Source organism: Paramagnetospirillum magnetotacticum MS-1, from assembly GCF_000829825.1.
Classification (GTDB): Bacteria; Pseudomonadota; Alphaproteobacteria; order Rhodospirillales; family Magnetospirillaceae; genus Phaeospirillum; species Phaeospirillum magnetotacticum.
The window spans coordinates 355,884-381,213 of record NZ_JXSL01000027.1; the positions used below are offsets into that span (position 1 = coordinate 355,884).

Annotated in this window: 29 protein-coding genes and 1 tRNA gene; 12 read left to right on the top strand and 18 right to left on the bottom strand. The window is 61.4% G+C overall.

Annotation, left to right across the window (positions count from 1 at the left end):
* The 6 genes from CCC_RS10320 (at position 1) to CCC_RS10345 (ending at position 5,965) form a co-directional block, all read left to right on the top strand.
* On the top strand, positions 1 to 1,407 hold the full coding sequence (locus tag CCC_RS10320; RefSeq protein ID WP_009868011.1) for an HlyD family type I secretion periplasmic adaptor subunit: 1,407 nt from the start codon (positions 1 to 3) through the stop codon (positions 1,405 to 1,407).
* 193 nt (positions 1,408 to 1,600) lie between these two features.
* Positions 1,601 to 4,297, top strand: coding sequence for a DNA gyrase subunit A (gene gyrA, locus CCC_RS10325; RefSeq protein WP_009868010.1), 2,697 nt, complete (start codon positions 1,601 to 1,603; stop codon positions 4,295 to 4,297).
* Positions 4,290 to 4,796 carry a pantetheine-phosphate adenylyltransferase gene (gene coaD / locus CCC_RS10330; protein WP_041041158.1) on the top strand — a complete coding sequence of 169 codons (507 nt, stop codon included), beginning with the start codon at positions 4,290 to 4,292 and terminating at the stop codon, positions 4,794 to 4,796. The genes gyrA and coaD overlap by 8 nt, the downstream gene beginning before the upstream one ends.
* 11 nt (positions 4,797 to 4,807) lie before the next feature.
* A complete protein-coding gene (locus tag CCC_RS10335) occupies positions 4,808 to 5,284 on the top strand; it encodes a peptidylprolyl isomerase (protein ID WP_041041160.1) in 477 nt (158 codons plus the stop codon).
* A 4-nt stretch (positions 5,285 to 5,288) separates the two neighbouring features.
* Complete coding sequence (locus CCC_RS10340; RefSeq protein WP_041041162.1) at positions 5,289 to 5,834, top strand: peptidylprolyl isomerase; 546 nt, start codon at positions 5,289 to 5,291, stop codon at positions 5,832 to 5,834.
* A 55-nt stretch (positions 5,835 to 5,889) separates the two neighbouring features.
* Positions 5,890 to 5,965: transfer RNA gene (locus CCC_RS10345), tRNA-Lys, on the top strand.
* A gap of 161 nt (positions 5,966 to 6,126) precedes the next feature.
* Here CCC_RS10345 and CCC_RS10350 read toward each other — a convergent pair.
* Positions 6,127 to 6,399, bottom strand: coding sequence for a hypothetical protein (locus CCC_RS10350; protein ID WP_009866682.1), 273 nt, complete (start codon positions 6,397 to 6,399; stop codon positions 6,127 to 6,129).
* A gap of 45 nt (positions 6,400 to 6,444) precedes the next feature.
* A complete protein-coding gene (locus CCC_RS22795; RefSeq protein ID WP_041041164.1) occupies positions 6,445 to 6,789 on the bottom strand; it encodes a hypothetical protein in 345 nt (114 codons plus the stop codon).
* Here CCC_RS22795 and CCC_RS23035 point away from each other — a divergent pair.
* The gene (locus tag CCC_RS23035) at positions 6,760 to 7,059 is read left to right on the top strand and encodes a hypothetical protein (RefSeq protein ID WP_407668836.1); all 300 of its coding nucleotides are present in this window, start codon (positions 6,760 to 6,762) and stop codon (positions 7,057 to 7,059) included. The genes CCC_RS22795 and CCC_RS23035 overlap by 30 nt on opposite strands.
* Positions 7,060 to 7,192: 133 nt before the next feature.
* On the opposite strand, the gene CCC_RS10360 is transcribed toward CCC_RS23035, so the two are convergent.
* The 15 genes from CCC_RS10360 to CCC_RS10425 all read right to left on the bottom strand — a co-directional run bounded on the left by CCC_RS10360 (position 7,193) and on the right by CCC_RS10425 (position 21,540).
* Positions 7,193 to 13,135, bottom strand: a complete 5,943-nt coding sequence (locus tag CCC_RS10360) for a hypothetical protein (RefSeq protein ID WP_041041166.1) — start codon at positions 13,133 to 13,135, stop codon at positions 7,193 to 7,195.
* A 1-nt stretch (position 13,136) separates the two neighbouring features.
* Positions 13,137 to 13,808, bottom strand: coding sequence for a hypothetical protein (locus tag CCC_RS10365; protein WP_041041168.1), 672 nt, complete (start codon positions 13,806 to 13,808; stop codon positions 13,137 to 13,139).
* The gene (locus CCC_RS10370; protein ID WP_009868118.1) at positions 13,805 to 14,026 is read right to left on the bottom strand and encodes a hypothetical protein; all 222 of its coding nucleotides are present in this window, start codon (positions 14,024 to 14,026) and stop codon (positions 13,805 to 13,807) included. The genes CCC_RS10365 and CCC_RS10370 overlap by 4 nt, the downstream gene beginning before the upstream one ends.
* A 7-nt stretch (positions 14,027 to 14,033) precedes the next feature.
* Positions 14,034 to 14,237 carry a hypothetical protein gene (locus tag CCC_RS10375; protein WP_009868117.1) on the bottom strand — a complete coding sequence of 68 codons (204 nt, stop codon included), beginning with the start codon at positions 14,235 to 14,237 and terminating at the stop codon, positions 14,034 to 14,036.
* Positions 14,234 to 14,452 (bottom strand): hypothetical protein, encoded by a 219-nt coding sequence (locus CCC_RS10380; protein WP_152619755.1) that lies wholly within the window; start codon positions 14,450 to 14,452, stop codon positions 14,234 to 14,236. Before CCC_RS10380 ends, CCC_RS10375 begins: the two co-directional genes overlap by 4 nt.
* Before the next feature lie 5 nt (positions 14,453 to 14,457).
* A complete protein-coding gene (locus tag CCC_RS10385) occupies positions 14,458 to 15,132 on the bottom strand; it encodes a hypothetical protein (RefSeq protein WP_041041170.1) in 675 nt (224 codons plus the stop codon).
* A gap of 76 nt (positions 15,133 to 15,208) precedes the next feature.
* Complete coding sequence (locus tag CCC_RS10390; protein ID WP_009868114.1) at positions 15,209 to 15,742, bottom strand: hypothetical protein; 534 nt, start codon at positions 15,740 to 15,742, stop codon at positions 15,209 to 15,211.
* 449 nt (positions 15,743 to 16,191) lie between these two features.
* The gene (locus CCC_RS10395; RefSeq protein ID WP_009868113.1) at positions 16,192 to 17,412 is read right to left on the bottom strand and encodes a replicative helicase RepA; all 1,221 of its coding nucleotides are present in this window, start codon (positions 17,410 to 17,412) and stop codon (positions 16,192 to 16,194) included.
* Positions 17,409 to 17,663, bottom strand: coding sequence for a hypothetical protein (locus CCC_RS10400; protein ID WP_009868112.1), 255 nt, complete (start codon positions 17,661 to 17,663; stop codon positions 17,409 to 17,411). The genes CCC_RS10395 and CCC_RS10400 overlap by 4 nt, the downstream gene beginning before the upstream one ends.
* Entirely contained in the window at positions 17,660 to 18,211 is a 552-nt protein-coding gene (locus tag CCC_RS10405) for a hypothetical protein (protein ID WP_041041171.1), read from the bottom strand. The genes CCC_RS10400 and CCC_RS10405 overlap by 4 nt, the downstream gene beginning before the upstream one ends.
* A 2-nt stretch (positions 18,212 to 18,213) precedes the next feature.
* On the bottom strand, positions 18,214 to 18,621 hold the full coding sequence (locus CCC_RS10410) for a hypothetical protein (RefSeq protein WP_041041173.1): 408 nt from the start codon (positions 18,619 to 18,621) through the stop codon (positions 18,214 to 18,216).
* A gap of 154 nt (positions 18,622 to 18,775) precedes the next feature.
* Positions 18,776 to 19,006, bottom strand: coding sequence for a helix-turn-helix transcriptional regulator (locus tag CCC_RS10415; RefSeq protein ID WP_152619756.1), 231 nt, complete (start codon positions 19,004 to 19,006; stop codon positions 18,776 to 18,778).
* A gap of 97 nt (positions 19,007 to 19,103) precedes the next feature.
* Positions 19,104 to 19,475, bottom strand: a complete 372-nt coding sequence (locus CCC_RS22150) for a hypothetical protein (protein ID WP_152619757.1) — start codon at positions 19,473 to 19,475, stop codon at positions 19,104 to 19,106.
* On the bottom strand, positions 19,468 to 20,832 hold the full coding sequence (locus CCC_RS10420; protein ID WP_041041178.1) for a tyrosine-type recombinase/integrase: 1,365 nt from the start codon (positions 20,830 to 20,832) through the stop codon (positions 19,468 to 19,470). The genes CCC_RS22150 and CCC_RS10420 overlap by 8 nt, the downstream gene beginning before the upstream one ends.
* Positions 20,833 to 21,087: 255 nt before the next feature.
* Positions 21,088 to 21,540: a hypothetical protein gene (locus tag CCC_RS10425; protein ID WP_009867003.1), complete on the bottom strand. Its 453-nt coding sequence runs from the start codon at positions 21,538 to 21,540 to the stop codon at positions 21,088 to 21,090.
* 159 nt (positions 21,541 to 21,699) lie between these two features.
* Here CCC_RS10425 and CCC_RS22425 point away from each other — a divergent pair, with 159 nt between their 5' ends.
* From CCC_RS22425 to CCC_RS10445, 5 genes are all read left to right on the top strand, one after another.
* Complete coding sequence (locus tag CCC_RS22425) at positions 21,700 to 21,846, top strand: hypothetical protein (protein WP_160295532.1); 147 nt, start codon at positions 21,700 to 21,702, stop codon at positions 21,844 to 21,846.
* A 91-nt stretch (positions 21,847 to 21,937) separates the two neighbouring features.
* Positions 21,938 to 22,807 carry a helix-turn-helix domain-containing protein gene (locus tag CCC_RS10430; RefSeq protein ID WP_009867002.1) on the top strand — a complete coding sequence of 290 codons (870 nt, stop codon included), beginning with the start codon at positions 21,938 to 21,940 and terminating at the stop codon, positions 22,805 to 22,807.
* A gap of 65 nt (positions 22,808 to 22,872) precedes the next feature.
* Positions 22,873 to 23,457 (top strand): BON domain-containing protein, encoded by a 585-nt coding sequence (locus tag CCC_RS10435; protein WP_041041182.1) that lies wholly within the window; start codon positions 22,873 to 22,875, stop codon positions 23,455 to 23,457.
* A gap of 30 nt (positions 23,458 to 23,487) precedes the next feature.
* Positions 23,488 to 23,682 carry a hypothetical protein gene (locus tag CCC_RS10440; protein ID WP_236686359.1) on the top strand — a complete coding sequence of 65 codons (195 nt, stop codon included), beginning with the start codon at positions 23,488 to 23,490 and terminating at the stop codon, positions 23,680 to 23,682.
* Positions 23,683 to 23,687: 5 nt separating this feature from the next.
* The gene (locus CCC_RS10445) at positions 23,688 to 24,563 is read left to right on the top strand and encodes a DMT family transporter (protein WP_041041186.1); all 876 of its coding nucleotides are present in this window, start codon (positions 23,688 to 23,690) and stop codon (positions 24,561 to 24,563) included.
* Positions 24,564 to 24,576: 13 nt separating this feature from the next.
* Here CCC_RS10445 and CCC_RS10450 read toward each other — a convergent pair whose 3' ends face one another.
* Positions 24,577 to 25,329: an SDR family oxidoreductase gene (locus tag CCC_RS10450; protein WP_009866835.1), complete on the bottom strand. Its 753-nt coding sequence runs from the start codon at positions 25,327 to 25,329 to the stop codon at positions 24,577 to 24,579.
* Position 25,330: the final 1 nt, after the last annotated feature.

The window sequence follows — 25,330 nt, forward strand, 5'->3', positions numbered from 1 at the left end:
ATGAGCACGACTCCCAATCCCGGACAGAACCTTGTCAATGTCGCCCAGCCCGACAAGACGCCTTCACTGGCGGCGGCGGGAAAGGCCTTGGTAAAGCTGTCCAACCGCCAGTCCCGCCACCTCGCCCAGGCGCTGGTGCTGGAAGAGAGCGGAACGTCCGGCCTGGTCCGCTTCACCATGCTGCTGGCGAGCGCCACCACGGCCGCGTTCGTGATCTGGGCGGCGTTTACCGATGTTCCTGAAATCGCCACAGCCGAAGGCCAGGTCATCCCTTCGGGCCAAGTCCAGGCGGTCCAGCACCTGGAAGGCGGCATCGTTCAGGAGATCGTTGCCCATGACGGCGATCTGGTGGAAGCGGGCGCGCCCATCGTCAGGCTCAATCCGGCCCAGGCCATTTCCGACCTGGAACAGACCAGGGCGCGTGAAGCGACCCTGTTGATCAAGGCCGAGCGCCTGCGCGCTCTGGCCGAGGAACGTCAGCCCGATTTCAGCCAGATGCCCAAAGGTTATGACCGGCTGATCGCCGACAATATGGCGATCTTCAACAGCCAATCCCAAGCCCGCGACACGTCGCGCTCGGTCATTCTGTCGCAGATGGAGCAGAAGCGGTCCGATCTGCGCCTGCTGGAATCCCAGGAACGCTCGTTGCGCGAGCAGTTGGGGCCGCTGCAGGAAGAAATGACCATGCGCCAGGAACTGGTCGCCAAGGGACTGGTTTCGCGGGTGGTCTTCCTGGATACCAAGCGCGAATTGTCGCGCGTCCAAGGCGAATTGGCTCGTCTGGTCGGCCAGGAAGTGACGGCGCGTGAAGCCTATTCCGAGGTGGAAAACCGCCTGATGGACAATAAGTCGTCGCTGCAAAAGGCCACGATGGATGATCTGGGCACCACGGTGAACGAACTGGCCCAGGTCCAGGAAAGCATCGGCCGCCTTGAAGACAGGGTGGCCCGTTTGGACATCGTGGCCCCGGTGCGCGGTCTGGTGAAGGGCCTGATGGTCAAGAATCAGGGCGCCGTCATCCAGGCGGGCGGTAATGTCTGCGAAGTGGTGCCGGTCGATACCCAGATGAAGGTCGACGCCAAAATCAATACCAAGGATGTGGGCCATCTCAAGATCGGCCAGCCGGTCCGGGTCAAGGTCACCACCTATGACTTCGCCCGTTATGGCGCCGTCGATGGCACACTCAGCAAGATCTCGGCGTCGAGCTTCGCCGACGAAAAGGGAAATCCCTTCTTCAAGGGCGTCATCGATCTCAAGCACAATTATGTGGGCGCCGCCGCTGGTCGTTACGGCATTCAGCCCGGCATGTCGGTGACGGCGGAAATCATCACTGGCGACAAGACGTTGTTGCAATACATGCTCAAGCCGATCTTCACCCAGATCCAGCAGTCGTTCCACGAGCGCTGAGGCGTAAAAATCCGGGCGTCAACCTACGCATTGACGCCCGGACCGCCGACTTTTCTCGCCACGCGGTGGACCCCGCCGATCCCAAGCGCGCCTCGGGTTGTCGGGGGACACGATATCTGGTAGCGTGCGCCCGCGTGGACCTGTGTCCACCCCAAATTCTGGTTGCTCTTTTGAAGCCGATGGGAAGATTTCTTTGACCACGCTCCCTGCGTCGCCGCAATTCGACATCACCCCCGTCACCATCGAAGACGAGATGAAGCGCTCCTACCTCGATTACGCCATGAGCGTGATCGTGAGCCGTGCGCTTCCCGACGTCCGCGACGGGCTGAAGCCGGTCCACCGCCGCATCCTGTTCGCCATGAACGAGGCGGGCTATCACTTCAACAAGCCTTTCCGTAAATCGGCCCGCATCGTCGGCGATGTCATGGGTAAGTATCACCCCCATGGCGATTCGGCCATTTACGACGCCATGGTGCGCATGGCGCAGAACTTTTCCATGCGTCTGCCGCTGGTGGATGGGCAGGGCAATTTCGGCTCCATGGACGGCGATCCGCCTGCAGCCATGCGTTATACCGAGGCCCGGCTCGCCAAGTCGGCCCATTCCCTGCTCGAGGATATCGACAAGGAAACCGTCGACTTTCAGGCCAATTACGACGAATCCACCCATGAACCCATGGTTCTGCCCGCCCGCTATCCCAACCTGCTGGTCAATGGCGCGGGCGGTATCGCGGTGGGTATGGCCACCAATATTCCGCCCCACAATCTGGGCGAGGTGATCGACGCCTGCTGCGCCTATATCGACGACCCTGAGGTGACGGTCGAGCGGCTGATGGAACTGGTTCCCGGTCCCGACTTCCCCACCGGCGGCACCATTTTGGGGCGCGCAGGCATACGCGCCGCCCAGCTGACGGGCCGTGGCTCTGTGGTCATGCGCGGCCGCGTCCATATCGAAGAGGTCCGCAAGGACCGCGAAGCCATTATCGTCACCGAGATTCCCTATCAGGTGAACAAGGCCCGCATGCTCGAGCAGATCGCCGAGCTGGTGCGCGACAAGAAGATCGAGGGCATCTCGGATCTGCGTGACGAGTCGGATCGCGATGGCGTGCGGGTGGTGATCGAGATCAAGCGCGACGCCATTGCCGAGGTGGTGCTGGCCCAGCTTTACCGCTTCACGCCTCTGCAGACCAGTTTCGGCGTCAACTCGCTGGCCCTGAATGGCGGCCGCCCCGAGATGATGACGCTGAGGGACATTATCGTCGCCTTCATCGCCTTCCGCGAGGAAGTGATCACCCGGCGCACCATCTTCGAACTGGGCAAGGCCCGCGACCGCGCCCATGTCTTGGCCGGTCTGGCCATCGCCGTGGCCAATATCGACGAGGTCATCCGCCTGATCCGCGCCGCTCCCGATCCCGGCGAGGCGCGCGAAAGGCTGATGACTCGGGCCTGGCCGGTGGGCGACGTGGAGCCGCTGATCCAGCTGATCGACGAGCCCGGCCGCGCCATCGAGGACGGCTGTTACCGCCTGTCCGAGATTCAGGCCAAGGCCATCCTTGATCTGCGTCTGCACCGCCTGACCGGGCTGGAGCGCGACAAGATCGGCGACGAGCTGCGCGAGATCGGCCATCAGATCGAGGCCTATCTGCTGATTCTGTCGTCGCGTCCCCGGCTGTTCGAGGTGATGCGCGGCGAATTGATGGAAATCCGCGAGCAATTCGCCACGCCGCGCCGCACCACCATCGAGGAAAACGAGTTCGAGGCCGATATCGAGGACCTCATCGCCCGCGAGGACATGGTGGTGACGGTGACCAATACCGGCTACATCAAGCGGGTGCCACTCTCGGCCTATCGCGCCCAGAAGCGCGGCGGCAAGGGCCGCTCGGGCATGAATATCAAGGACGAGGATTTCCTCTCCCAGGTCTTCGTGGTCAACACCCACACGCCGGTTCTGTTCTTCTCATCCACGGGTATCGCCTACAAGCTGAAGGTCTACCGCCTGCCGCTGGGCAATCCCCAGGCCCGCGGCAAGGCCATGGTCAATCTGCTGCCGCTGGACGAGGGCGAGACCATTTCCACCATCATGCCGCTGCCCGAGGATGAGACCAGCTGGGGCGATCTGCATGTGATGTTCGTCACCTCCAAGGGTGATGTGCGGCGTAATCCGCTGTCGGACTTCACCGAGGTGCGCGCCAACGGCAAGATCGCCATGAAGCTGGGCGAGGGCGAGCGCCTGATTTCGGTGCAGACCTGTGCGGCCGAGACCGATGACGTGCTGCTGGCCACCCATCTTGGCAAGGCCATCCGTTTCCCGGTTCACGATGTCCGCGAGTTCAAGAGCCGCGATTCCACCGGCGTGCGTGGCATCCGGCTGGACGGGGAGGACGAGGTCATCTCCATGTCCATCCTGCGCCACACCGACTATGATTCCGAGACCCGCGACGCCTTCCTCAAGGGCGATCTGCCCGCCGAGCAGATGGAAAAGATGGGTGCCGAGCAGCAATTCGTGCTTACCGTCACCGAAAACGGCTTCGGCAAGCGCACCTCGGCCTTCGAATACCGCATCACTGGCCGTGGCGGGTCCGGCATTGCCAATCTGGACATGACGGCCAAGACCGGCACCGTGGTGGCGTCTTTCCCCGTCAACCACGAAGATGACATCATGCTGGTCAGCGACGGCGGCAAGCTGATCCGTATGCCGGTGGATGATATCCGTATTGCCGGTCGCAAGACCCAGGGCGTGACCTTGTTGCGCACCGCCGAGAACGAGCGGGTGGTGTCGGCGGCCAGACTGTGCGATATCGGAAGCAATGGCGATGAGGCCGAAGAGGCCGATGAGGCCGACGAGGGAGTCCTGGATGCAGCCGAGGATATGGCGGGAGGCGAGGATGCCTAAGCGCGTCGGTCTTTATCCCGGGACATTCGATCCCGTGACCAACGGCCACATGGATATCGTCGCCCGTGCCGCACGGGTGGTGGATCATCTGATCGTCGCCGTGGCTGCCAATGCAGGAAAGGGGCCCCTGTTCACCCTGAAAGAGCGGGTGGCCATGGCCGAGTTGGAGATGGCCGAACTGGCCCAATCCATCGGCGCCAGCATCGAGGTTCGATCCTTTGATACCCTGTTGGTGGATTTCACTGCCCAGTGTGGCGCCAATCTGATCGTACGCGGCTTGCGCGCCGTCTCGGACTTCGAATACGAATTCCAGATGGCTGGCATGAATGCGCGGCTGTCGCCCGACATCGAGACCATCTTTCTGATGGCCTCCGAGCGCTGCCAGTTCATCTCGTCTCGTTTCGTCAAGGAAATCGGCCGTCTCGGCGGCGATATTTCCCAATTCGTGAGCCCGCGCGTCAAGGCGCAGCTCGATGAAAAGTTCGGCTTCTCGGCTTAAGGAAGACCCCCGTGGATCTGGAAAACACTCTGTATCTCGACCTGAAGGACGGTCGCGTCGTCATTGAACTGCGCCCCGACCTGGCTCCCAAGCATGTGGCCCGCATCAAGGAACTGGCTCGCGCCAAGTTCTATGACGGCATCAAGTTCCATCGGGTGATCGACGGCTTTATGGCCCAGACCGGTTGCCCCCAGGGCACCGGCACCGGCGGATCGGGCACCAAGCTCAAGGCCGAGTTCAATGCGGGCAAGCATGTGCGCGGCACCTGTTCCATGGCGCGCGCCCAGTCGCCCGACAGCGCCGATTCCCAGTTCTTCATCTGCTTCGACACCCAGTCCTATCTGGATCGCCAGTACACCATCTGGGGCCAGGTGGTCGAAGGCATGGATTTCGTGGATATGATCAAGAAGGGCGCACCGCGTTCAGGGGCTGTGACCGACCCCGATTGCATCATCAGCTTGCGCGTTGCCGCCGATGACGAGGGTTGAGATCATGTTGAAGCGATTGTTGATTGCCGCCGCCACCCTGATCCTGTTCGCCGTTCAGCCAGCGCAGGCCGCCGATCCCGAGAATACCTTGGTGCTGGAACTGGCCACTGGCACGGTGACCGTCGAGTTGCGCCCCGATTTGGCGCCCAAACATGTGGCCCGTGTCAAGGAACTGGTCCGCAAGGGATTTTATGACGGAACGGTGTTCCACCGCGTCATCCCCGGCTTCATGGCCCAGGGCGGTGATCCCACCGGCACCGGTACCGGCGGCTCGGGCGTCAAGCTTCGTGCCGAGTTTACGGGCGAGCCCTTCGTGCGCGGTGTGGTGGGCATGGCCCGCTCGGCCAGCCCCGACAGTGCCGATTCTCAGTTCTTCATCATGTTCGGTTCTGCCCCCAGCCTGGACGGCCGCTATACCGCCATCGGCAGGGTGGTGGAGGGCATGGAAAGCGTGGACCGTATCAAGGCTGGCGATCCGGCCGATAACGGCATCGTTTCCAAGCCCGACAAACTGATCCGCATCCAGGTCTTGGCCGATATCCGGAAATAGGCTGTTCCCGGCATTGACGACAGGCGCTCACCTGCCTATGGTGAGCGCCCTTTTCGGGTCCGTAGCTCAGTTGGTAGAGCAAGCGACTTTTAATCGAGAGGTCCCGGGTTCGAGTCCCGGCGGACCCACCAAATCTCTCAAAGAAAACAAGGCTCTAGCGGTTTCCGCTGGGGCCTTTTTCTTTGCCGCGAGGAGCGGGGCACCAAAGGGGCACCATTTCAGGGCCAGCAAAAAACCCCCACCTCGCGGCAGGGGCTTCTGTGATGCCTGTGTCAGTCGGCGACCAGATCAGTCAGGCGGGCACCCCATACCAGTCAGCCAGCCCGGCGAGATCGACGCCCAGCTTGTCGGCCAGCAGCGCCACCGCGGCGTTGTGCCGCTCGAGGACTGCCTGATCATCCCGGTGGATATAACCGCCTGAGATCGCCAGGACGGCCAGGGCATCATCGGCGCTGCGGATCGGGGCCTGCAATACTGCAGTCTCGGCGGCGGTGACGGATTCCATGTCATCGGTGGCAGTGGCAGCGGCGAGAGCCTGCAGGGCGGTGGTGGTGGTGATATGCATGTCGTCCTCCAGTGTTGATCTGAGGGAATCCTGCCACCGAGGAAATCAGGAGTCAACTACCTTTGCGTGTTGCGTAAATCGCAACTGACACGTTGCGCGTGTCGCAACTGCGGCCTGGGTGGTGATGAAGATCGCCTGGGCCTTGTTCAGGTAGAACTCCTCGGCGGGGCGGCCACCCATATCCGACGAGGTTTTCCGCACCGTGCGGATAACCCCCAACTGCGTCAACGCGGCGGCGTGACGCTTGATCAGGTCACGGATCGTAGCGGGGCGGGCATACTCCAGCGCATCGGCCAGGTCGGTGTCGATCTCAACGGAGAGCCGTGGTTCGTAGCGGCTGATGTCTGCTATGTGTTGGGGATGTCCGCGTCTGGAGGGGCAACTCGCCATTTAACAAACCTCAATCAGATTGAGGTTTCCCGTCATGTCTTAGGCGTTGGACGCCCTGCCGCTATCGCCTCCGAATCCGGCCTCTACAAGCTGATCATGCGATCTCAGGAAATGCAGCGGGGGAGGCGCGGACGCCACCTTCCCCCGCCCCGACGAGGAGCAACCACACGCCGGATCTCATTTAGCCGCGACCAGATCCTCTGGAAACAGCCGTCGATACCAAATTGGCCGAGGCGCCCGCGGGATCTCCATATCGAGACGCCCATTTGATGCCCAGGCATTGAACCGCGCACATGCCGCCCCGCCCGCACAGACCACCCGGAACATGCAGCCTTCACACGGCGCTGGGTCATCATTCACCACGGTTGCCCCGGCGGGGCGCATGTTTCTGTGCGCGGCCATGTCAGTGCTTCTTATGGCTCGGGCCAAAGGCTAATCCGCGGATGAAGTCCAGGGCTCCATCTGGATTCTCATCACCGTTGGACACGTCCCACAGATATTGAATGGTTCCTGCAGGCTGGCCGGTGGGAAGCCCGAACACATATCCGGGCGTCTCGATGGCATGGCGAAGCCAGCGGTCTGATACTTCATGGTCGCTGAGTCCAAGCGCCGCCCCGGCATCCTTGCCAAGGACAAGCAAGCTGTCCAAAGCCTTGCCAACAGGGGACATCTCATAATGCCGACCAGAAATCGCCGCCTTCGCCAGGTCGCGCATGACGGGGATGCCCGCGGGGATCTCGCCCAGGATCGCCTTTGCCGCCCAGTGGCCCCAGGTTTCGTCCTCACCATCGGGGGCGCCTTCACTGACAAGCGCCTCAATGAGGGCAGGGGCGGCCAGATAGAACCATGACCGCGACAGGACCATCGCAAAATCTCTCCTGGCGCCGACCCAGTCACCGCCTTTGACCGCATCGACGCCATGCCCGGCAATCCGAACTGCGTCACGCTGACGATTGTAAACGTGGTTGAAGAACCCATAGAACATGGTGAACAGCTTCTGAGCCTCGCTTCCTCGCTGGATTGCGGCCATATCAGGCGATCCTTGGGCGCCGTGGGCCTTCCGTACCTGTTTATCGGCGGCATAGACGGCATCAGCCTCGCTCAGACCACCGGCAACGGCCTTGCGGTAAGCGGCAAGCCATGTCGGAACCGCGCTCGCCATATCCAGCATCGCGACACCGTAATGACCATAACGAGCCGCGGCGGCCTTCCAGCCTTGCTGGCCGGTCAGATCCCGCAATGCTTCCCGCGTGTCGCGGTCGATCTCATTCATGCGGTGCCGCATCTCACCTGATTTATCCAGAACCATGTCCCAGGTGCGGCGCATCTTCTCCGGGGTTCCGAAAAACTCAGCCGTGGCCTTGCCCATCCAGACCGGCCCGACCTCGCCAATGCTGTTCATCAAGGCGGTGGTGCCATGTTTCAACATCGTCGAGACGCGGAACCCGATTCCGACGATCATCGAATTGATCCGCAATTCATGCAGGAAGCGGTCGAACCAAGCCAGCCCGCGGGCATCGACGTTGCGCTCGTTGGCGATGTGCTGAAGCCAGGGCCTGAACTGCTGGTAAGCCTCTCGGCCTAATGTCCGTTCGATGGCCTCTCGGATCCGATTGTCCTGCATGAATTTATCGGCATCCATGATTGCCTCGCGGAACGCCAGATCATGAATTGCTTGTCCCAGCTTGAATGGAATGCCATCCAGATCAAGATGCAGCGGCGCCGCGTATTCGGTGCGGGAGATGGTGTGACCCTTGGGCGTTGTTGCCCGCTGGTACTGATTCTCAAACAGAGCGTTTGCCGACCGTTCCCGATTCACCTCGGCCTGCCAGGATTTCAGCGGATCGTACATGACCGGGAAATAACCGCCGCGCAGATCCGCCACGCCGTCGACGGTGGAGATCTGGAACCCGCGGGCGTCGACCTTGTCGGGTTCGACACCGGACAGCCGCTTCTGCATTTCGGCAATCCTCGGCCATAGGCTCTCGAACGTGTCCCAGATCCCCTGGACGAAACGCCAGTCGGCCTGGGACAGATGGCGCTCAAGGACGGCCCTGACGTTCTCCTCTGTCCAGTGATAGCCACGCAGCAGCTTGTCGAAATTGCTCTCGTTGCCCAGGTTCAGCGCCACCGCCAGAAGGTCGCGCTTGCGGAAAACAGTTGCCTCACCATCGGCGTTCGGGAGTTCCGGCACCTCATAGCGGCGATCGAGATCCTTGGAGAACTCCTTGCCAAGCCCGGCATGCAATTCTTTCAGGCTGCTGGTGATCTCAATCTGCAGATCGTTCGCCCTGACTTGGGCGTCCTTGATTCGCCGAAATACGATCCGATTGAACACGCCGTTCGGGTTGTTGCTGTCGAGCCAGTCGATGATCTGTTCGGGCTTGGTCAGCATGGCATCGACGCCACGGACTACGCCCGCGACCTTCTCGCCAGCAGTCGGATTGATATTCGTGGACAGAGGGCGCTGTTTCAGACCTGCAAGCTGGTCGATCGCCTCATTCACCAACTCGTCAAAGTCCCGCCGCTCCTTATTGTCCAGCAGGGTCTGTTTCAGGCGCCCAAGGTGGAGAATGTTCCGCAGGGCATCGCCCAGACCGCGCACCTCCTCGACGGTCATATCCTTGTATGACTGGCGCCTTGATTCATTCAGCAGATCAGCCGGAATCGCCACCTCGTTGCCCGCGGCCTCTTGTTCCGCTGCCCAGGCGGCGAGGGCCTTCCGCTTCTCGATGGCCTTGAGCGTCACGCCGCGGCGAAGGTCGAACCGATCAAGCAACCCGTCGATCTGTTCCAGATACGAATCTGCGATCTTCTCGCGGGTGCTGTCCTTGCCAAGCCGCCCTGCAAGATTCACAACGTGGTCGATGTCTTCCGCGGCCTTCTTCGCCTCGGCATACAGCGCATGCTGCAGCAACTGCTTGCGCTTGGCGGTGGCCGCTGCCTCAAAATCACCGGAGGCGAGGGCGCGTTCAGCCTCACGAGCCGACCGCAATTCAGCCGTCGCATACTGCCCCAGGCGGGTGGCATCAGCGACACGCTTGCGCCCGATCATGTCTCTGGCGACTTGCCGCGCAACTTCGCTGGTAGTTTTAGGCCCAACAGCCCAACGCTTGCCCCCATACTCAACAGTCGTGGCGCGGCGGGCGAGGGCCTTCAATTCAGTTTCGATGAATGTTCCCGCCAGATCATTGTGAACGGCTGCCAGGGCCTGTTCGGCTGCGCTGCCGTCTTCCTTTGGGCCAAACCGTTCCTCCATTCGCTGGTCGACCATCTCGCGCACCAACTTGCCGCGGGTGGCGGTGGACTTCAGCGCCGTCAGCATCTCGGATCCGGTCCTGAATCCAGCCAGTTCGGCGACAACATCTGGATGGCTCCCGCCGGTCTTCACCCACAGCGGCGGAACAGTCTTCGGGAGATCCTTCACATCAACGCCCAGGCGCTCGATGTCGGCGCGATCCAGCCGCATATCTTTCATCAGGGCCAACGCCCGGTATTCAGGGCGCTGATCCAGTTCGGCCTCGACCTCGGCCTTCACCTTGCTGGCTTCATCACGCCACCAGCTTTCCCGATGCCGCGCAATCTCGGCCATCTTCTTCTGAACCAATTCGGAGCGGGCGGCGTCACTGGATTCCTGGGCAGCCTTCAGATACGCGCCATGCTCATCGGGCGTCATGCCAACCTTGGCCGCTTCCTCGGCGGTTCGGAACAGCGGACGCTGCCCCGTTCTCGCCCTGGCCGCGTCGATCTCCTCGTCGGACGCCAGCAGGCGGTCCATCACGCCCCTGATTTCGTCGGTCATTTCTACATTCAGCCCGCGGGCCGTCCGATAGATATGACCGAGCCATGCAGCGAAACGAGCGAATATAGACTGCAGCCCGACAGACGGCGCCTTGCCCTCCATCAGGTAATGCTCGAACCCACGCGCCCATGTTTCGTGATGCTGTGCCGCCAGGTCGTCAGTGACGCCAAGCCATGATTTCACCGCCTGCCAGTCATGCCTGATCTGTTCAGGCGCATCGGCGCGGCTGGCATCCAGGCGCAATTCCTCGAGGAACACATGCCCCGACTCATGCAGAAACGTCGACAGGTTCGCCTTCTCGAACAGGCCGACCATCGTCGGGCCAGTGCCGAAACCAGTGGCAGGAAACCTTACGTCGCCCCGGGCGCCTTCACTGCCGTCAGTTCCGCCACGCTTGGGGCTTGATCCGTCGTCAGGCTGGGTGAACCGGCTCCCAGCTTTTCCAACAGTTGCCGCCCCAGATCCATCGCCGCCGACTTGTCCGCCGCCGACGCCTTGTCTGCCTTCCATCTGGTCAGCCGTGCCATTCTTTCGCATCTCCTCAATCGCCCAGGAGGCCGCGGCCTTCTCGGCATCGTTGAATCCGAGTTCACCAGCCGCCCGGTCAATCTCAGCGGGCGAGAACCTGTTCAGTATCTGCAGATCGGTCTGGCGGTACAGTTCCAGCGGATCGACGCCCAACCGCTCACCCCGCACCCGATACCGGGCGCCCCACAGAGCCGCGTCCTTCTCGGCAACATCTCCATGTTGACCGGCGGCAATCAGCTTCTGACGAACGTCATCGGCTACCATGTCAGCCGAGTTGACGCCGCGCCCGGTAGCCTCTGCCGCAGCCAGGGCATCACCGACCATCTGAGGCGCTGAAGCCTTGAAGTCCTCGGCCTCTCGAGGCGTCATCTCATCCGGCGACATCCGTATGTCAGGGATCAGCCCCGCATGGTGATCACTTCCGGCGACCTTGCCGACATACTGCGACATGGGAATCGACACATCGCCGCCCGACTTCAGGCCGTCAGATACCTGAGAGCGGTCAATTCCGAGGTGATCCGCCACCTTCAACGGGTCCATGCCCTGGTTTTGGAAATACTGAATGAACCGTTCGGCGGGGATGTAGACGGCAGAATCAGTCGGCGCCGCATGGTCGGCCCAAGACTGGAAAACGTCTTCGGATCTCGCCCGCAACGTCGACGCCTTGATCGAATCACCAAGCGCCTGGAACTGCTGGGCCTGCAGATCAGCACGGCGAACCCGCGCCAAATCTGAGGTCATTGTTGCCCCCAGAGGAACAGTGTGCAGGGCCGCCATGCCCAGAGCCATGTCAACCGCAGATAACACCATCCGAGACAGGGCCATTTCACGCTGACCAGGGTCATTCATAACAGTGGCAAACTCACCAGATGACGCCATGCGGGCAGCCTGTTCCGCCGCTATGTTGGCGCCCTCGGTGACCAGCCCAAGAACAGCGCCAGTGCCGCCAGACTTCCCAAGGTCAGCCGCGAACTTCCCCACCGCCTGAGCCACAGTCGGACGCGACAACGCCCGCGCAATCGTTTCAGTCGTCATCTGTTCAGCCACAGCGGCAAACGGCGCCGCGCCGACCTTCAGGCCCCAGGTGTTCAGCGCCCCAACAACAATTCCGCCCAGCAGCGCCGCGCCCTGACGCGCAACCTCATCAACTGGCCGACCATCAGCGCCGACCGCCTGACCAATCGCCGAGTACAAATTGCCAGCCGCGACCTTGAACATGTCGCCAAACATTCCGGCGCCAAATCCTGCAGACGTTCCCACAACCATGCCAGCAGGCACCGATACAGGGGCGAGGGGACCGCCAACCGCGCCCAGTGCGCCACCGACAGCCATGCCACCAGCTGCAACAGGGGCCGCACGTTGGGCGCTGTCCCACATGCCGGATACCAACCCAGACACGGTGTTCACAACCCGATAAAACCCGCCGATCCCGCCAACACGATCGGCCAGGGTGCGGTCGATCTCGGTCATCCGCGTCCTGTCGGCATCAGTCGCCGCGCCTGACATCTGGGAATATCCCAGTCGCCCACGTTCGTTGGACAGTGCGGCATCATCCCAGCCGGTCGACACTGCCCGCATCAGCTTTTCAGCCGTACTCAGCCGCTCATAGTCATCCTTCGCAATAATCGCGGACTCGGGGTTCTGGATCAGCCAGTCCTGCAGGCCGGGAGACTGGGCGAGGATGCCGCCAGTCTTCTGGATGGCGAGGCGCTGTTCAAACTCGGATAGGTTCTGCAGGACGGCAGCGCCCGGCAGGCCGAGTTGCTTGCCGATCTCGTCAGCGCGGGCAGCCTTGTCGGCATCGCCCATCTGGGCCACCACGTTGACCACGGCAGCCTGGGATTCGCGGGCCGCTTTGAGTTGTCCGACAATCGGGCCGAGGTCATATTTCTCATTAACCGATGCCTGGGCGGCACGGGCCTGCTTGAACTGGCCCTCGATGTCATCCCACGGTGACTGGGACGCCTCGGTCTGAGGCTGCTGGAACTGCTGTTCGACCTGATCCCAGTCGTTCATCTTACAACCCCTTCCGCTTCAACCCAGCAGCGCGAGCCGCCAGACGCTCAATCACCGCAGGCTGATGCAGGGCGCCCATCTCGGCCAGCCAGGAGCTAACACCGGGATACTTCGCCTCAGCCCGCTCGATCAGGCCCAGCGCCGCCCGCATCTTCCCCTGGGCGCCAGCACCAAGGCCGCGGACCAAGTCCTCCTTGTTGGCGTACCGGCCCGTGGCGATGCTGGCCGCACCAGCCTTCACGATGGCCTCCAACGTCGACGGCCCCATCGACAGCGCACGGGCGACACTCCCGAAATTGTCGACATCGGCAGGCGTCCAGCCATCCGGCGCGGCTCGGTAGTCAAGGCCGAGCAGTTCGTTGCCCTCGGAAGGCATCTCGGAATACGCGGCATCGTCCAGCGTCCAGCCATCGTCATACAGATCACCGCCAGGGGCGTTTTCAGCCGCACTGAGTGTCGTTTCCGCCTCGCTGGTGTCATCGCTCGGATTGTCGGGATACAGGGCCTCAGCGGCGCTCCTGGGACTCGTAAGGAACGATGGAGCCGCCCGGTTGCCAACCGCGCTCGGATACAACGTCTCAGCCGCCGATGCCCCACGCGGAACACTCGGAGCCGGTGCAGCGGATTCAGTGGAGCCGTACAGGCCAGCGGCCAGGGTCGCAGTGTCGGTCATGGTGATGTGATCCCCTTTGCCTTGAGCAGCGCCATCGCGCCCATGAAGTCCATTGAGGCGGGTTTGCCTGCAGCCTGGAACGTCTGCACATCGTCGGTGCTGGCCTCGACCGGCACCCAGAACCTGTCAGGCGGCGGGCCGTCGAAGTCGACCATCTGACCGGCGACGAACCGTCGATCACCGTGGCGGCAGTTTTGGAGGGCGCGATAGACCGGCATGGCTCACCTATCGGATGCTGTTGATGGCGCTGTCGGGCAAGGCCGTCAGCACTGAACCGCCGCGGTATACCGGGTCGGTCACCACTGGCGCGTTGTTGAAGTAGACCAGCAGATCCGCCGGAACCTCGGCAGCGTCATACGTCTGACCCTCGCGGAAGAAATGGCAGCCGGTGCTGTCCCAGCAGGACCGCCAGCATGTTAGGGTGGTCATGACGTCACCTCGCGGTCGGCATAGATCATCGGCTCGAGCGCGGCGAAATCAGCGACCGGCGGCGGCAGTTCATGCGGCTCCTGTCCGACGAACGGAACGAAGTACCGCCGACGATCCGCCGGAACCTCTCCCGGCTCGATGACCTGGCCGCGGCGCACCAGTCGCGGAGGGGCACCGGTCACCGGGATCTGAACGCTGTCGGTCGCGATCAGCACGTCGATCACTCCGCAGCAGCGGGAAGGACACCGTCCTGGCGCAGGCGCTGGGCGATGCGGTGGCCGTGACGCTCGAGCATGAGATCCAGATCCGCGCCGATCAGCGGAACCGGGTTCGGCGTCACGTTTACGTCGACGCGATATTCGTTGAACTCGGCGCGCAGGGCATGGGTCACGGTGTCCCAGTCGATCCACGGGTCATCGAAGCCCCCCGATGCGATGGCGGTCTTGCGGGCCTCGGAGATCGTGCCGCGCAGCTTGTCAGCGAGGCCATAGACCTTGCCCACCGCGGCGTCGAGTTCAGCAGCCTGCTTGCGGGCCAGGGCGACGATGTCGGCATGACGGTGGCCTGCATCAACCTTGGCTTGACGGACGGAAGCCTGGGCCTCCTCGGACTCCAATTCCCGCGACTTCTCGATGGCGGCGTTCAGGCCGATGATGCGGTCCTCGAGGTCGGAGATGGTCGCCTTCAGCGACTTGGCCTTGTCCGCGGCCTCGGCATCGCCCGTGACAGCGGCAAGGTTGGCCGTCGACCATTCCGCCTTGGTCTGGCGCAGTTCGTGGGCGAGGGCGTTACGACGTTCGGTGAGTTCGGTGCTGTTCATAATGGTGAGCCTTTCGATGGTGCTGGGTTGGTTCAAACTGATGTGTAATCGAATGATCTGATCCTTGATCTGCAAGGAATACCGACATTCATGCGGTTGCCGATTTTAACGGGGCACCAACAGGGCACCGCATACGACTGTTTCACGGCCATCATTCACCTCCCCAAGGATCAATCGGCGTCACCTCGCGAGGTGGCGTCGACCGCAGGACGGGTTGCTGTGGCTCCGCTCCGATGAGGGGGCCTTCAGTCCATTCGGCAGGGGTGGGCGAGGGCAGGGGCGGCAGAACGTCGGGCAGGGGCCTGAACGCAGGCATGCCGGTATTGACGGCTATCGGCAGGGGGATTCCGTCATCGTCGGTGACCGTGATTGAAATCGGGTCGATTCCACGCGCCGCCATGTCGGTCAGTGCCGCCTTGGCCTCGGCCATTCGTTCCTCGACAAGCTTCCCGATGTCACCTTGGTTCACCGAGGCCGCGAGGGCATGCAGTTGTACCGTTTCGGATTTCAACGCTGCCTTGGCGGCATCAATTCGCATATCCAAGGGGAGCGTCGGACAGCGATACACGCTCACCAGAAGGCCATGCGCGGTCAGGTTCTCGGCTTCCGCGCCCATAACCTCGGCCAGACGCTTTGCCGCTTCCTCGGCAGCCTGACGGGCGGCGACGGTGGCCTTGTTCGGCACACCAGCAACCCGCCCACCTGTCTTTGGCAATCCTTTTGGCCTCGGCATCGTTATCTACCGTTTCTGTAACACGGTATTATGATACCGCAATCGGGCGGTGGTCGTCTCCACAATTCGTGCGAACTACGCCCAGCACAGCCTTGTTTTCACACGATGTTGCGCCAAATGCAGCATCGAGGATGATGCCGACATCGTAGCCTGCAGATGGAGTGACCCAATGGGCGCCGGGTTCCGTCTGGCAGTGTGCTGGGTGGATGCCTCGGAGTTGCCGCCACTCCGATCTGGAAAGCCCGGATGTTTCCACACCACCTTCCTCACCGATCTCGCACTCCCCACACCCCACCCCCACCTCCCCTAAAGGGGGGTGGGGAAAGTGGGGAAGTGGGGGTAGATGCTTTTTCACCCCCACCTTACCCACACTTTACCCCCACTTTTCCCACACCTTGTTTTCAGCCCAAGGGGAACTCGTCGTCCGCCACATTGGTGGCAGCCACCTCTGCCGCGGTGACCCATTTGCCGACAGCAATGACCGGCGTCGGACGGCCCTTCTTGTTCATGATCTCATCGGCGATCAACGCGCCGTTGTTGATCCACGTCTTGATCAGGGATTTGAGCCGGTTCTTGTCATGGGGTTTGGCGGGATCAAGGCCGACGATGTGGCCGATGTGCTGGCCGACCCAGTCTGTAGCCTGGACATTCTGGCGATAGTCCTTGCCGTCGATGGCCTTCTGAACGGCCAGAAGATGCCGGGGCGTGATGCCGTCAAACGGATCAGGTTTATCCCACTGGACGACGACGCCCACATTGTCGCCGTTGTCTAACTGGACGCTCTCCATCCTGAACCAGTTCTCGCTGTCGGTGGCGGCGGCAAGATTGTTCTTGTCGTCGGACACCTTGAAATGGCCCTTGTTGCTGGTGAGGCCGCACTGCAGGGCTTCTTCTTTAGCCATTCGGTTCAGCACTCGTACCGACCTGGCCGCAGCCACCAAAGACACGGCACCGCGGGCGCTCTCGGCGGTGGCCTCGATCCCATGGGGGAGTTTGCGGAGATGGTGAACTAATTCGATGGCGCAGCCGGTGCGGTCGGCAATGGCTCCCCACTTCTTAGCAACGGCATCAATGGCCCCGTTGTCGTTCTCGGACACCTGATGGCTGGAAACGAACGGGTCGACGATCAGCACGTCGATCTCGCGGGCCAGGATCTCAGCCTGCAGGGCATCAATCACAGGGTCGAGGATCTCGATTCCGTTGTGTCCCTGGCGGGCGATGCACAGGCTCTGGTCACGGCCACTGTCGACAAACAGACGACCTTCGATGTCAGTCGAATGGATTTGGTACTGGATGGCCGTTGCGGTAATCCGGCGTTGGAGTTCATCAATCGGATCTTCGAGGTTCCAGATCCAGACGCGGAGCGGTCGCCCGGCATAGACCGGGGTTCCCACCAGATTGCGGTTTGCACTCATTGCCAGGGCGTCTGCAATGAGGAGAGACGACTTGCCGGTGGCGCCGGGGGCCACCGTCAGCGAGACATACCCACGGATCAGGTGGTGACCATAGAGCCACTTGCGCGGGGGGATGTTGGCGGGTTCGATCCAGACGAACGGGGTTGCCCTAATAGCTGACTGCTGAGACGTGGCAGGGAAGGCGGCAACCGTATCACGCGGGGTCATTGCACACCGCCTTCCGCAGGCAACGACAGCAGATAGCAGCGGGTCAGGGGGATCCTGACTTCACGGTCGAAGATTTCGGGCGGGATCTGGGACTCGAGGCGCTCGAGCATCAGCCCGAACACGTCGTCGGCCCAGCCTTCCTGGTAGATCCACCAGGGCCAAGCGGAAACACGTTTCCAGATCGTGGCATGTTGAGCCAGGGCGACAACGTCGACGACGGCAGCGGCCAGCTTGGGGAGGTGATCGATCATGGCTGCTGCCCTCCACCAACCGGCACCAGCAGCTTGCGGCGAAGCATGGCGACGGCGTCCAATTCCCTCTGGGTGCTGACAGCACGGCCATAGCGTTGGCTGGACGTGACGGATTGGCCCAGCAGCGCCTCATGTTCAGTCCAGGCATCAATCACGCCTTGGTGAAACTCGATGGCAATGCGGATCGCTATTCCTCGAATTTCTTGAGGAAACAGTTCGATCGAATCAACGCGATCAAGCAGGAACATATGTTGGGACAGCCGGTGAAGAGCTTGCGGCCAAAGACCGATTTCATCTTCAGGCAGAACTCGCCCCACTTCAGCGGCCAGCCGATTGACAGCTTGGGCTTCATATTCGTCGCAATTGTTGGGGATGATCCTGCCAATGTTGTGATGACCGATGATCCAAGTTCCAGCCTCGTCCTGATAGGTATAGGTGCCTTCATTCTCCTCAATGGTTTCCCAGCTTATGATCATGCCTTCGGCCTTGATCAGAACCCGATCACCGCTTCGCAGGAAGGGGATGAACGCCTTGATGTAATCATTCATGGCTAGATCTCCTCCTCGCCATCAGGGGCGGCCTTACTGTCCGCTTGGATTTCCTGAATCATCGCGCGGAGATACCTGTAATAGCCAAATGAGTTACGAACTCTGGCTAAAAATTCATGCTTGTCAGCGATGGGGTGCAGTCGTCTTTTTCTAGCCGAAGTGGGCAGCCACAATTCGTCAGAATCAGGGATCGTCTCGGGATCGGGGCGAGGCGCTTTCAGGAATTCATCAATGGCGAGAAGCTCTTTAAACTCTGCCAGCAACCAAGCCCGGTCATACCGGCTCAGATGGCCTTTTTCATAAAGCGCATCCATCATCCTGGCGGCTTTCTCACCGAGTGCCGAGCACATCGGTTCGCGCCAGTCACCGCCAATCGTCGGCGGGAATTTGGGACCGTATTTTGTGGGCATATTTTTTATCCTTACTCGATGTGTTAGGGGATCGAGTTGCGGAAACCTTGAATGCCCGGGTTGTTGAACCTGTCGGCCTGCGATGCTATGTTGGTGCTGTTCCGCAGTACCAACCAGTTTCGCAGCGCCTCGGCCAACGCCGGGGCGTTTTGCTTTAGGCTGCCTTGGAACGGCGGCGCAGTTTGGAGAAGTCAGTCTCTTGGCTGATGAGCCAGGACAGCAGCGCCGACTTTCGGTAGACGATGCGGCGTCCAACGGAAATGCGGGCCGGACCCTTACGATCCATCGCCCAGTGGCGAAGGGTCGAGATGGTCTTGCCGAGAATGCTGGCGGCCTCGGATTCCGTGATGAAATCGGGGTCGAGAGCGGTAACGTCAATGCCCATGTTGGCCTCCATTGCTTGGGCGTAACTCATGCAATGGATGATGCGGCATGGTGCTGCCTGTTAAAAAAATGAAACTTTTTCATAACAGTTGAAAAAATTAGTCACGGCCATAATTTTCATCTTCATATATTGAGTATCCATCATCTAGGGAAACTGATTTGATTTGATCAAGCGTTATTAGCGTTACGTTATCTTCCCAGTCTTTCTTAGCCAAGTAGTATAGCCTTTTCAGCACGCTAAATGACCTACCGTCTATTTCCGATAAGCGCTTGATGGCATCGTTTATTGATGCTGATTTTCGCGTCCTCATGTAGATGCTGAGTCCGTCACTGTGTTCCTTCGGTCGCCCCCTTGGCGCCCTAAATTCCGGCGCGTAATCAAGTGCAAGAGCCTTTGCGAGCGTTTCCCAGTCGGGGGATGTCGGCTCAATCCCGTACCTTTCAAAAATTGACAGCCATTTGTTATCCATTCCGCCCTCCCTTCAACTGCGTCACCTCGGCACTGCGACCGGAAGCCAAGCCGTCCAGCAACGAGCCGACACGGTTGGTAGCCTCTCGCAACGGGTCATCGAACAGGTGGGCATAGCGGGCCGTTGTCTGGGTCTGGGTATGGCCGAGAAGCTGGCCGATGATCGGCAATGACAGGCCGCTGGACGCCAGGATCGACGCATAGGAATGCCGCAGATCGTGGACATTCACGTCGGTGATGCCTGCCGGGAGTTCGACGCCCTTTATTTGTGCCCAGGCCACGACCTTGCGGTGCTCGGGCAAGTCATCAATCGTCAGTTCCGCCACCAGCTTGCCCGCGGTGGTTTCTGGCTTCGACGCCCACAGCGAGACGGTGGCCCGCTCTCGGATCATCTCCCAGTACTTCTTCGGGCTGGTGATATGGTCCTTGCCCCGGCCAGGGAACAGAAACTTGCTCGGCTCCTCGTTGGCCTTCTTGGCCTCGGCGTCGGCTTTGGCCTTCATGTCGACCAGCAGGGCGAGGGCGGGGGCCGACAACGGAACCCGGTGGGTCTTCTTCTGCTTGGTGTGGCTGCTGGGCTTGATCCAGACGCCGGTTTCCAAGTCCACTTGATCCCAGGTGGCCGACATCGTTTCACCGCGTCTGGCGCCGGTCAGCAGTAGAAACCGGATCAGGTTGGCGCAGTGGCGGCTGGCCGCGACGGTGTGCTTGTTCATCGCGTCCAACAGGTGCGAGATCTCCTCAGTCGACAGATAGCGTTCGCGCTTGTTTTCTGGGTTGCGCTCGATGCCCTTGGCCGGGTTGTCGGGTCGGTATCCCCATTTGATTGCCAGGGCAAACATCTTGGACAGCAGGGCGATTTCGCGGTTGGCCTGGGTCGGAGCGTCCTGGCTCCGGTCGCGGTGATAGATCTCGACCTGACGGTGGGTGATGTCGGCAACCTTCTGCCCTCCGAACCGGCGCAGGATGTGACGATCCAGCGTCTGGCGGTCATGCTCGCCGGTGCGTTTTTTCGGGGCGTGATCGCGCAGATACTCGTCGGCCAGATCCTTGAAGGTGGGGGCCTGTCGCTCATCCTGGCGCTCTGCCATTGGATCTTCGCCGCGGTCGATGTCTTTCCGCAGCTTGATGGCTTCGGCCCTCGCAGCGGATGCCGACCAAGTCGGATAGTCCCCGATCTTGAACCGCTTCTTTGACCGCGACGACCAGTAGGACAGGATGAACGACTTCGCGCCGGTCGATGTCACACGGACACCGAACCCCGGGATTTCAGTGTCCCATACCGTGATCCGCTTGCCCTCATCGGGGAGCGTAATGGCTTCGATTGCCTTCTTGTCCAGCCACACCTTGTCGACCATGAAATCCTCCGGGGCACCAACGGGGCACCAGATCAATCTACATCATGGCGGCATCCAATTGCATCGAAAATCAACTGGTCTGCTCTGAAACGCCTGCATTTCATGGGGATTTGCTTTGATAGGTTTGGTGCCCCGTGTGTTTCTGCGGCTCTCCGGGCATGCCAAAATCAGACTTTTAATCGAGAGGTCCCGGGTTCGAGTCCCGGCGGACCCACCAAGACCTCGAAAGCCCGCCGGTTCTGCCGGCGGGCTTTTCTATGTGCTGGCGCTGGTCCAGTCGAAGCTTTCGCGGGTCGGTTCCGGCGCGGCATCGGCCACCGATTGGCCAATACTGCGCCGCTCGGCCCCCTGTCGCCGCTCGCCATTGGTGCGGCGCTCAGCGAAGGCAGTGTGGCCGCAGGCCTTGCAGATCAGCAATATTCCGTTTTCGGCGCCATGACGCTCCACATCGGAGCCGCAGACGGAGCAGGTGGTCAGTGACGGCCCCGGACCGTCCAGGACCTCGCCAAGCTGCTGGGCCATGTCTTCCAGGCCTTGTTCGATATTGGATTCCCTGCGTTCGACTCCGTGCAGTTCGTCCACCATTTCGCGGATGGCAAGCAGGGCGGCGTGCGTCTCTTGGTGCATGGACTGCATTTCGTCCCGCAGCGAGCGAAGCTCTGCCAAGATCATGGTCGACTCTGCGGAGATGGGCATGATGTCAGTCACAGCATCCTCCTGGAGTACTTATTTCTGATTATACTCTTGATCGGAGATGCATGGCATCGTGGACACTGCCTAGAAGTCTGAATGGGTTAATCGGTTTTTTACGCATGGAATGCTAGGATTTTATTGTAATTAAACGCCGTCATATTGGCGGAGGCCGTGATGATTCCGCGTTTTCTTCTTGCCGCAGTGACGGCCCGTCTGGCCGGAGAGGGCTATTCGGTCCTGACGGCGCCTCCCAGCCTGATAAAGGCCCTGGTGGATCAGCTTGCAGCGGATCGGCAAAGCGGCAACCCACAGGCAAACTGATCCCAGGCACAGCAGCATCTTGACAAGACAATTACGGCATTGCACCGTCAACCCAAGTGTTGACGAGGGGGCTATGGACCTTTTCGATTTAATGAGCCAGGGACGGGAGGACAAAGCCCTCGACCGTCTGGAAGGCATGCTGGCCCTTTACGACTCCGAGACGGAAGCCGAGCAAGACGAGGCGCTGGACCGCGCACGGGCCTTTTGCGATCTGGAATGGGGCTCTTATCCCGCGGGGCTTGAAGTTCTAGCGCGGCGCTGGGCGACCCGCAACGGTGATGGCGCCGAAGCCGCCATGCAGGCACTGCGTCTGCATGAGGAAGGAGCCAAACCCGGAGCCATCATTCGCGCGGCGCGCCTGCGCCGCTTGCGCGAACTGACCCGTACCGACGAACGCGCGGCCTTGATCGCAAGTTTCGGCAGCGTGGAGGCGGTTCTGCGCCCCACGGCCTTCGAGTCCGTCTTCATCGCCGCCGCAGAGTCCTGTGACTCTCCTTCAGGGATGGAGGCTGCCGTGGCGGCCTGTCATCCTATGCCATCCACGGTGGAGGCCGCGCGCTCCGAGAGCCTGCGCTGGGGGGCACGCCTGCGGCAGATGGAGTTGGTTTCCGATCCCGACGCCTTGCCACCGGTTCTGCCGCCGCCCTGCGCAACCCGTTACCGGCTGGTCGAGGCGGCTTGGCGCAAGGATCTGCCCGCCGCGACCATCGCCGATTACTCCGCCCGTCTTGAATACTGGGCGGAGCGGGGCGGGGAGGATCTCAGCGGCTATGCCATCCTGGCCCGTGATTTCGAGGTGTTGGCCAAGGGCTTGAGTGCACGGGCGCCCGGACAATCCACCAAGGACCGGGCGAAAAGCCTGAGGCAGGCCAATCCCGACTGGTCGCTGGCCCGTATCGGCAAGGAACTGGGGATTTCCCGCCAGGCCGTGCACAAGCACCTTAAGACCTTGGGCAATTAGCCGATTGGCGGCATGGGGAACGGTCTGTATGGTTTCCCGTCACTTTTTCGTCACGGGGTTCTGACATGCGCCGAATCGTCGTTGCCGTCGCCGCTCTATTCATGGCCGTGCCTGCCCAGGCCCAGTTGATGGATGTGTTGACCGCGCCCAAGACCTTGATTGATCGGGCCATCGAAGCGCGCTCGGCCTCGGATATCGCCAAGGACAATCTGATCGTCGCCAAGGTCAACGGTTATATGGGCAAGCACGCGACCATCAAGGCCTCCACCGAGATCTACGAGCAGCGCCTGCTGATCACCGGCCTGTTCGATGACAAGGCCACCTATGACGAATTCCAGAAGGATGTGCGCGGTGTCGAGGGCGTGCGCAAGCTTTACTGGCATGTGACCTATCTGCCCAAGGACGATCCCAAGCGCAAGACGCTGCCCAGTTGGGCCGATACCGTGGAGATGGGCGTCAAGGCGCAAGCCCGGTTGATCGGCACCAAGGGCGTTGCGGACGTCAACTTCCGCACCACCGTGGATTCCTATGGCACAGTCTATGTGATCGGCCGCGCCCGCTCGCAAGAGGAGGCCAACAAGGCCGTCGCCCGCCTCAAGGAAGGCGAGGGGATTCGCAAGGTGGTCAATTACATCGATGTCAGGCCGTAAGCGATGAGCGCAACCTCCGGGAAGAAGGGATTGCCCCGACACGTCATCGGCGCCGCCTGGACTGCTTGCGGGTTCGTCGGCGGCATTGCCCTGCTGCTGGTCCTGCCCAGCTATTTCGGTGTTCCACCCAAATTGGCCGGGCTGATCAGCATGGTGGTTTGGCTGGCCTCCACCTGGGTGTTCTGGAGCGGTGGCGAGGCTCCGCCGCCCAAGGCCGAGGGGTGACCAGAATGAAGGAACACGCCTGGACCAAGGCCATGCCGGGCGTCTTCGTGATGCTGTGGAGTACCGGCTTTATCGGCGCCAAATACGGCCTTCCCTATGCCGAGCCTTTCACCTTCCTGGTGATGCGATTCATCATCGTCATCGCCCTGCTGGGCGTTGTGGTTGGGATATTCCGCGCAAAGTTTCCCTCCGACCCGAAATTGTGGCTGCATCTGGCCGTGTCCGGCCTGCTGGTGCACGCCGTTTACCTGGGCGGTGTCTTCGCCGCCATCCGCCTGGGCGTTCCTTCCGGGCTCACGGCCCTGGTGGCGGGGCTTCAACCCTTGCTGACCGCCGCCGTGGTGGGGCCATTGCTGGGCGAGAAGGTCGGGCCGCGCCAGTGGGGTGGTCTTGCCCTTGGCCTGATTGGTGTCGCCATGGTGTTGTCCACCCGGTTGACGGGAGTGCGTTTCGACGGATTCGGCTGGGACGGCATGGCCTTCGCCGTGGCGGCTTTGCTGGCTATCACTTGCGGCACGCTGTATCAGAAGCGCTACTGCACCGGCATGGATCTGCGTACCGGAACCCTGATTCAGTATTTGGCCGCCCTGGCGGTGGTCGGGCCCGCTGCGCTGGCCACCGAAACCATGGTGGTTCAGTGGACATTGCCCTTCGTCCTGGCTCTGGGCTGGCTGGTCCTGGTGTTGTCGCTGGGAGCGATCAGCCTGCTGATGACCCTGATCCGGTTGGGCGAGGCGGCCAAAGTGGCCAGCTTCTTCTATCTGGTGCCGCCGATGACGGCCCTGCTGGCCTGGGCCCTGTTCGACGAGGTCCTGACCCCGCTTGCCCTGGGCGGCATGGTGGCCACCGCCTTGGGCGTGGCCCTGGTGGTCAGGAAGTAGGGCCGAGACTTTATTAAGACCGGTGGACGGCGAAGGCGGCCGAGGCCTGGCAGACCGGCATCATCTCGATGCGGTTGATATTGACATGAGCGGGCAGGGAGGCCGCCCAGTAGACGGACTCGGCGATATCCTCGGCACTCAACGGCTGGGTGCCTTCATAGACCTTGGCGGCCTTTTCGGCGTCTCCGTGGAAGCGCACCTGGGAAAACTCGCTGCCGCCGCACATGCCGGGCTCGATATTGGTGACCCGCACCTTGGTCTTGACCAGATCGGCGATGAGATTGAGCGAGAACTGGGACACCGCCGCCTTGGTGGCGCCATACATATTGCCGCCCGGATAGGGATAGGTCCCGGCCACCGAGCTGATATTGATCACATGGCCGCGATCGCGCTCCACCATGCCGGGCAGGATGGCCCGCGTCATATACATCAATCCCTTGAGATTGGTATCGATCATGGTCTCCCAGTCATCCAGATCGGCGGCCTGGGCTGGCTCAAGCCCCAGGGCCAAACCGGCGTTATTGACCAGGACGTCCACGTTCCAGGGCAGAGACGCGGTGAAATCCGCCACGGCGGCGCGGTCGCGCACGTCCAGGGGGGCGGCATGGCAAGGCGTGCCGCCCAGTTCCGCCTTAAGCGCTTCCAGGCGCTCGCTCCTGCGCCCGCAAATCACCAGATTAGCGCCTTCGGCCGCGAAACGGCGGGCGATGGCGGCGCCGAAGCCGGCGGTGGCGCCGGTGACCAGAACGGTGCGGTTCTTCCACATT

What these genes read in the sequence shown, in the direction of transcription:
- CCC_RS10320 (WP_009868011.1), top strand. Translation starts at nt 1, where the DNA reads ATGAGCACGACTCCCAATCCCGGACAGAACCTTGTCAATGTCGCCCAG.
- coaD (WP_041041158.1), top strand. Translation starts at nt 4,290, where the DNA reads ATGCCTAAGCGCGTCGGTCTTTATCCCGGGACATTCGATCCCGTGACC.
- CCC_RS10340 (WP_041041162.1), top strand. Translation starts at nt 5,289, where the DNA reads ATGTTGAAGCGATTGTTGATTGCCGCCGCCACCCTGATCCTGTTCGCC.
- CCC_RS10350 (WP_009866682.1), bottom strand. Translation starts at nt 6,399, where the DNA reads ATGCATATCACCACCACCACCGCCCTGCAGGCTCTCGCCGCTGCCACT.
- CCC_RS23035 (WP_407668836.1), top strand. Translation starts at nt 6,760, where the DNA reads ATGTCCGCGTCTGGAGGGGCAACTCGCCATTTAACAAACCTCAATCAG.
- CCC_RS22795 (WP_041041164.1), bottom strand. Translation starts at nt 6,789, where the DNA reads ATGGCGAGTTGCCCCTCCAGACGCGGACATCCCCAACACATAGCAGAC.
- CCC_RS10360 (WP_041041166.1), bottom strand. Translation starts at nt 13,135, where the DNA reads ATGAACGACTGGGATCAGGTCGAACAGCAGTTCCAGCAGCCTCAGACC.
- CCC_RS10365 (WP_041041168.1), bottom strand. Translation starts at nt 13,808, where the DNA reads ATGACCGACACTGCGACCCTGGCCGCTGGCCTGTACGGCTCCACTGAA.
- CCC_RS10370 (WP_009868118.1), bottom strand. Translation starts at nt 14,026, where the DNA reads ATGCCGGTCTATCGCGCCCTCCAAAACTGCCGCCACGGTGATCGACGG.
- CCC_RS10375 (WP_009868117.1), bottom strand. Translation starts at nt 14,237, where the DNA reads ATGACCACCCTAACATGCTGGCGGTCCTGCTGGGACAGCACCGGCTGC.
- CCC_RS10395 (WP_009868113.1), bottom strand. Translation starts at nt 17,412, where the DNA reads ATGACCCCGCGTGATACGGTTGCCGCCTTCCCTGCCACGTCTCAGCAG.
- CCC_RS10400 (WP_009868112.1), bottom strand. Translation starts at nt 17,663, where the DNA reads ATGATCGATCACCTCCCCAAGCTGGCCGCTGCCGTCGTCGACGTTGTC.
- CCC_RS10405 (WP_041041171.1), bottom strand. Translation starts at nt 18,211, where the DNA reads ATGAATGATTACATCAAGGCGTTCATCCCCTTCCTGCGAAGCGGTGAT.
- CCC_RS10410 (WP_041041173.1), bottom strand. Translation starts at nt 18,621, where the DNA reads ATGCCCACAAAATACGGTCCCAAATTCCCGCCGACGATTGGCGGTGAC.
- CCC_RS10415 (WP_152619756.1), bottom strand. Translation starts at nt 19,006, where the DNA reads ATGGGCATTGACGTTACCGCTCTCGACCCCGATTTCATCACGGAATCC.
- CCC_RS22150 (WP_152619757.1), bottom strand. Translation starts at nt 19,475, where the DNA reads ATGGATAACAAATGGCTGTCAATTTTTGAAAGGTACGGGATTGAGCCG.
- CCC_RS10420 (WP_041041178.1), bottom strand. Translation starts at nt 20,832, where the DNA reads ATGGTCGACAAGGTGTGGCTGGACAAGAAGGCAATCGAAGCCATTACG.
- CCC_RS22425 (WP_160295532.1), top strand. Translation starts at nt 21,700, where the DNA reads ATGATTCCGCGTTTTCTTCTTGCCGCAGTGACGGCCCGTCTGGCCGGA.
- CCC_RS10430 (WP_009867002.1), top strand. Translation starts at nt 21,938, where the DNA reads ATGAGCCAGGGACGGGAGGACAAAGCCCTCGACCGTCTGGAAGGCATG.
- CCC_RS10435 (WP_041041182.1), top strand. Translation starts at nt 22,873, where the DNA reads ATGCGCCGAATCGTCGTTGCCGTCGCCGCTCTATTCATGGCCGTGCCT.
- CCC_RS10445 (WP_041041186.1), top strand. Translation starts at nt 23,688, where the DNA reads ATGAAGGAACACGCCTGGACCAAGGCCATGCCGGGCGTCTTCGTGATG.
- CCC_RS10450 (WP_009866835.1), bottom strand. Translation starts at nt 25,329, where the DNA reads ATGTGGAAGAACCGCACCGTTCTGGTCACCGGCGCCACCGCCGGCTTC.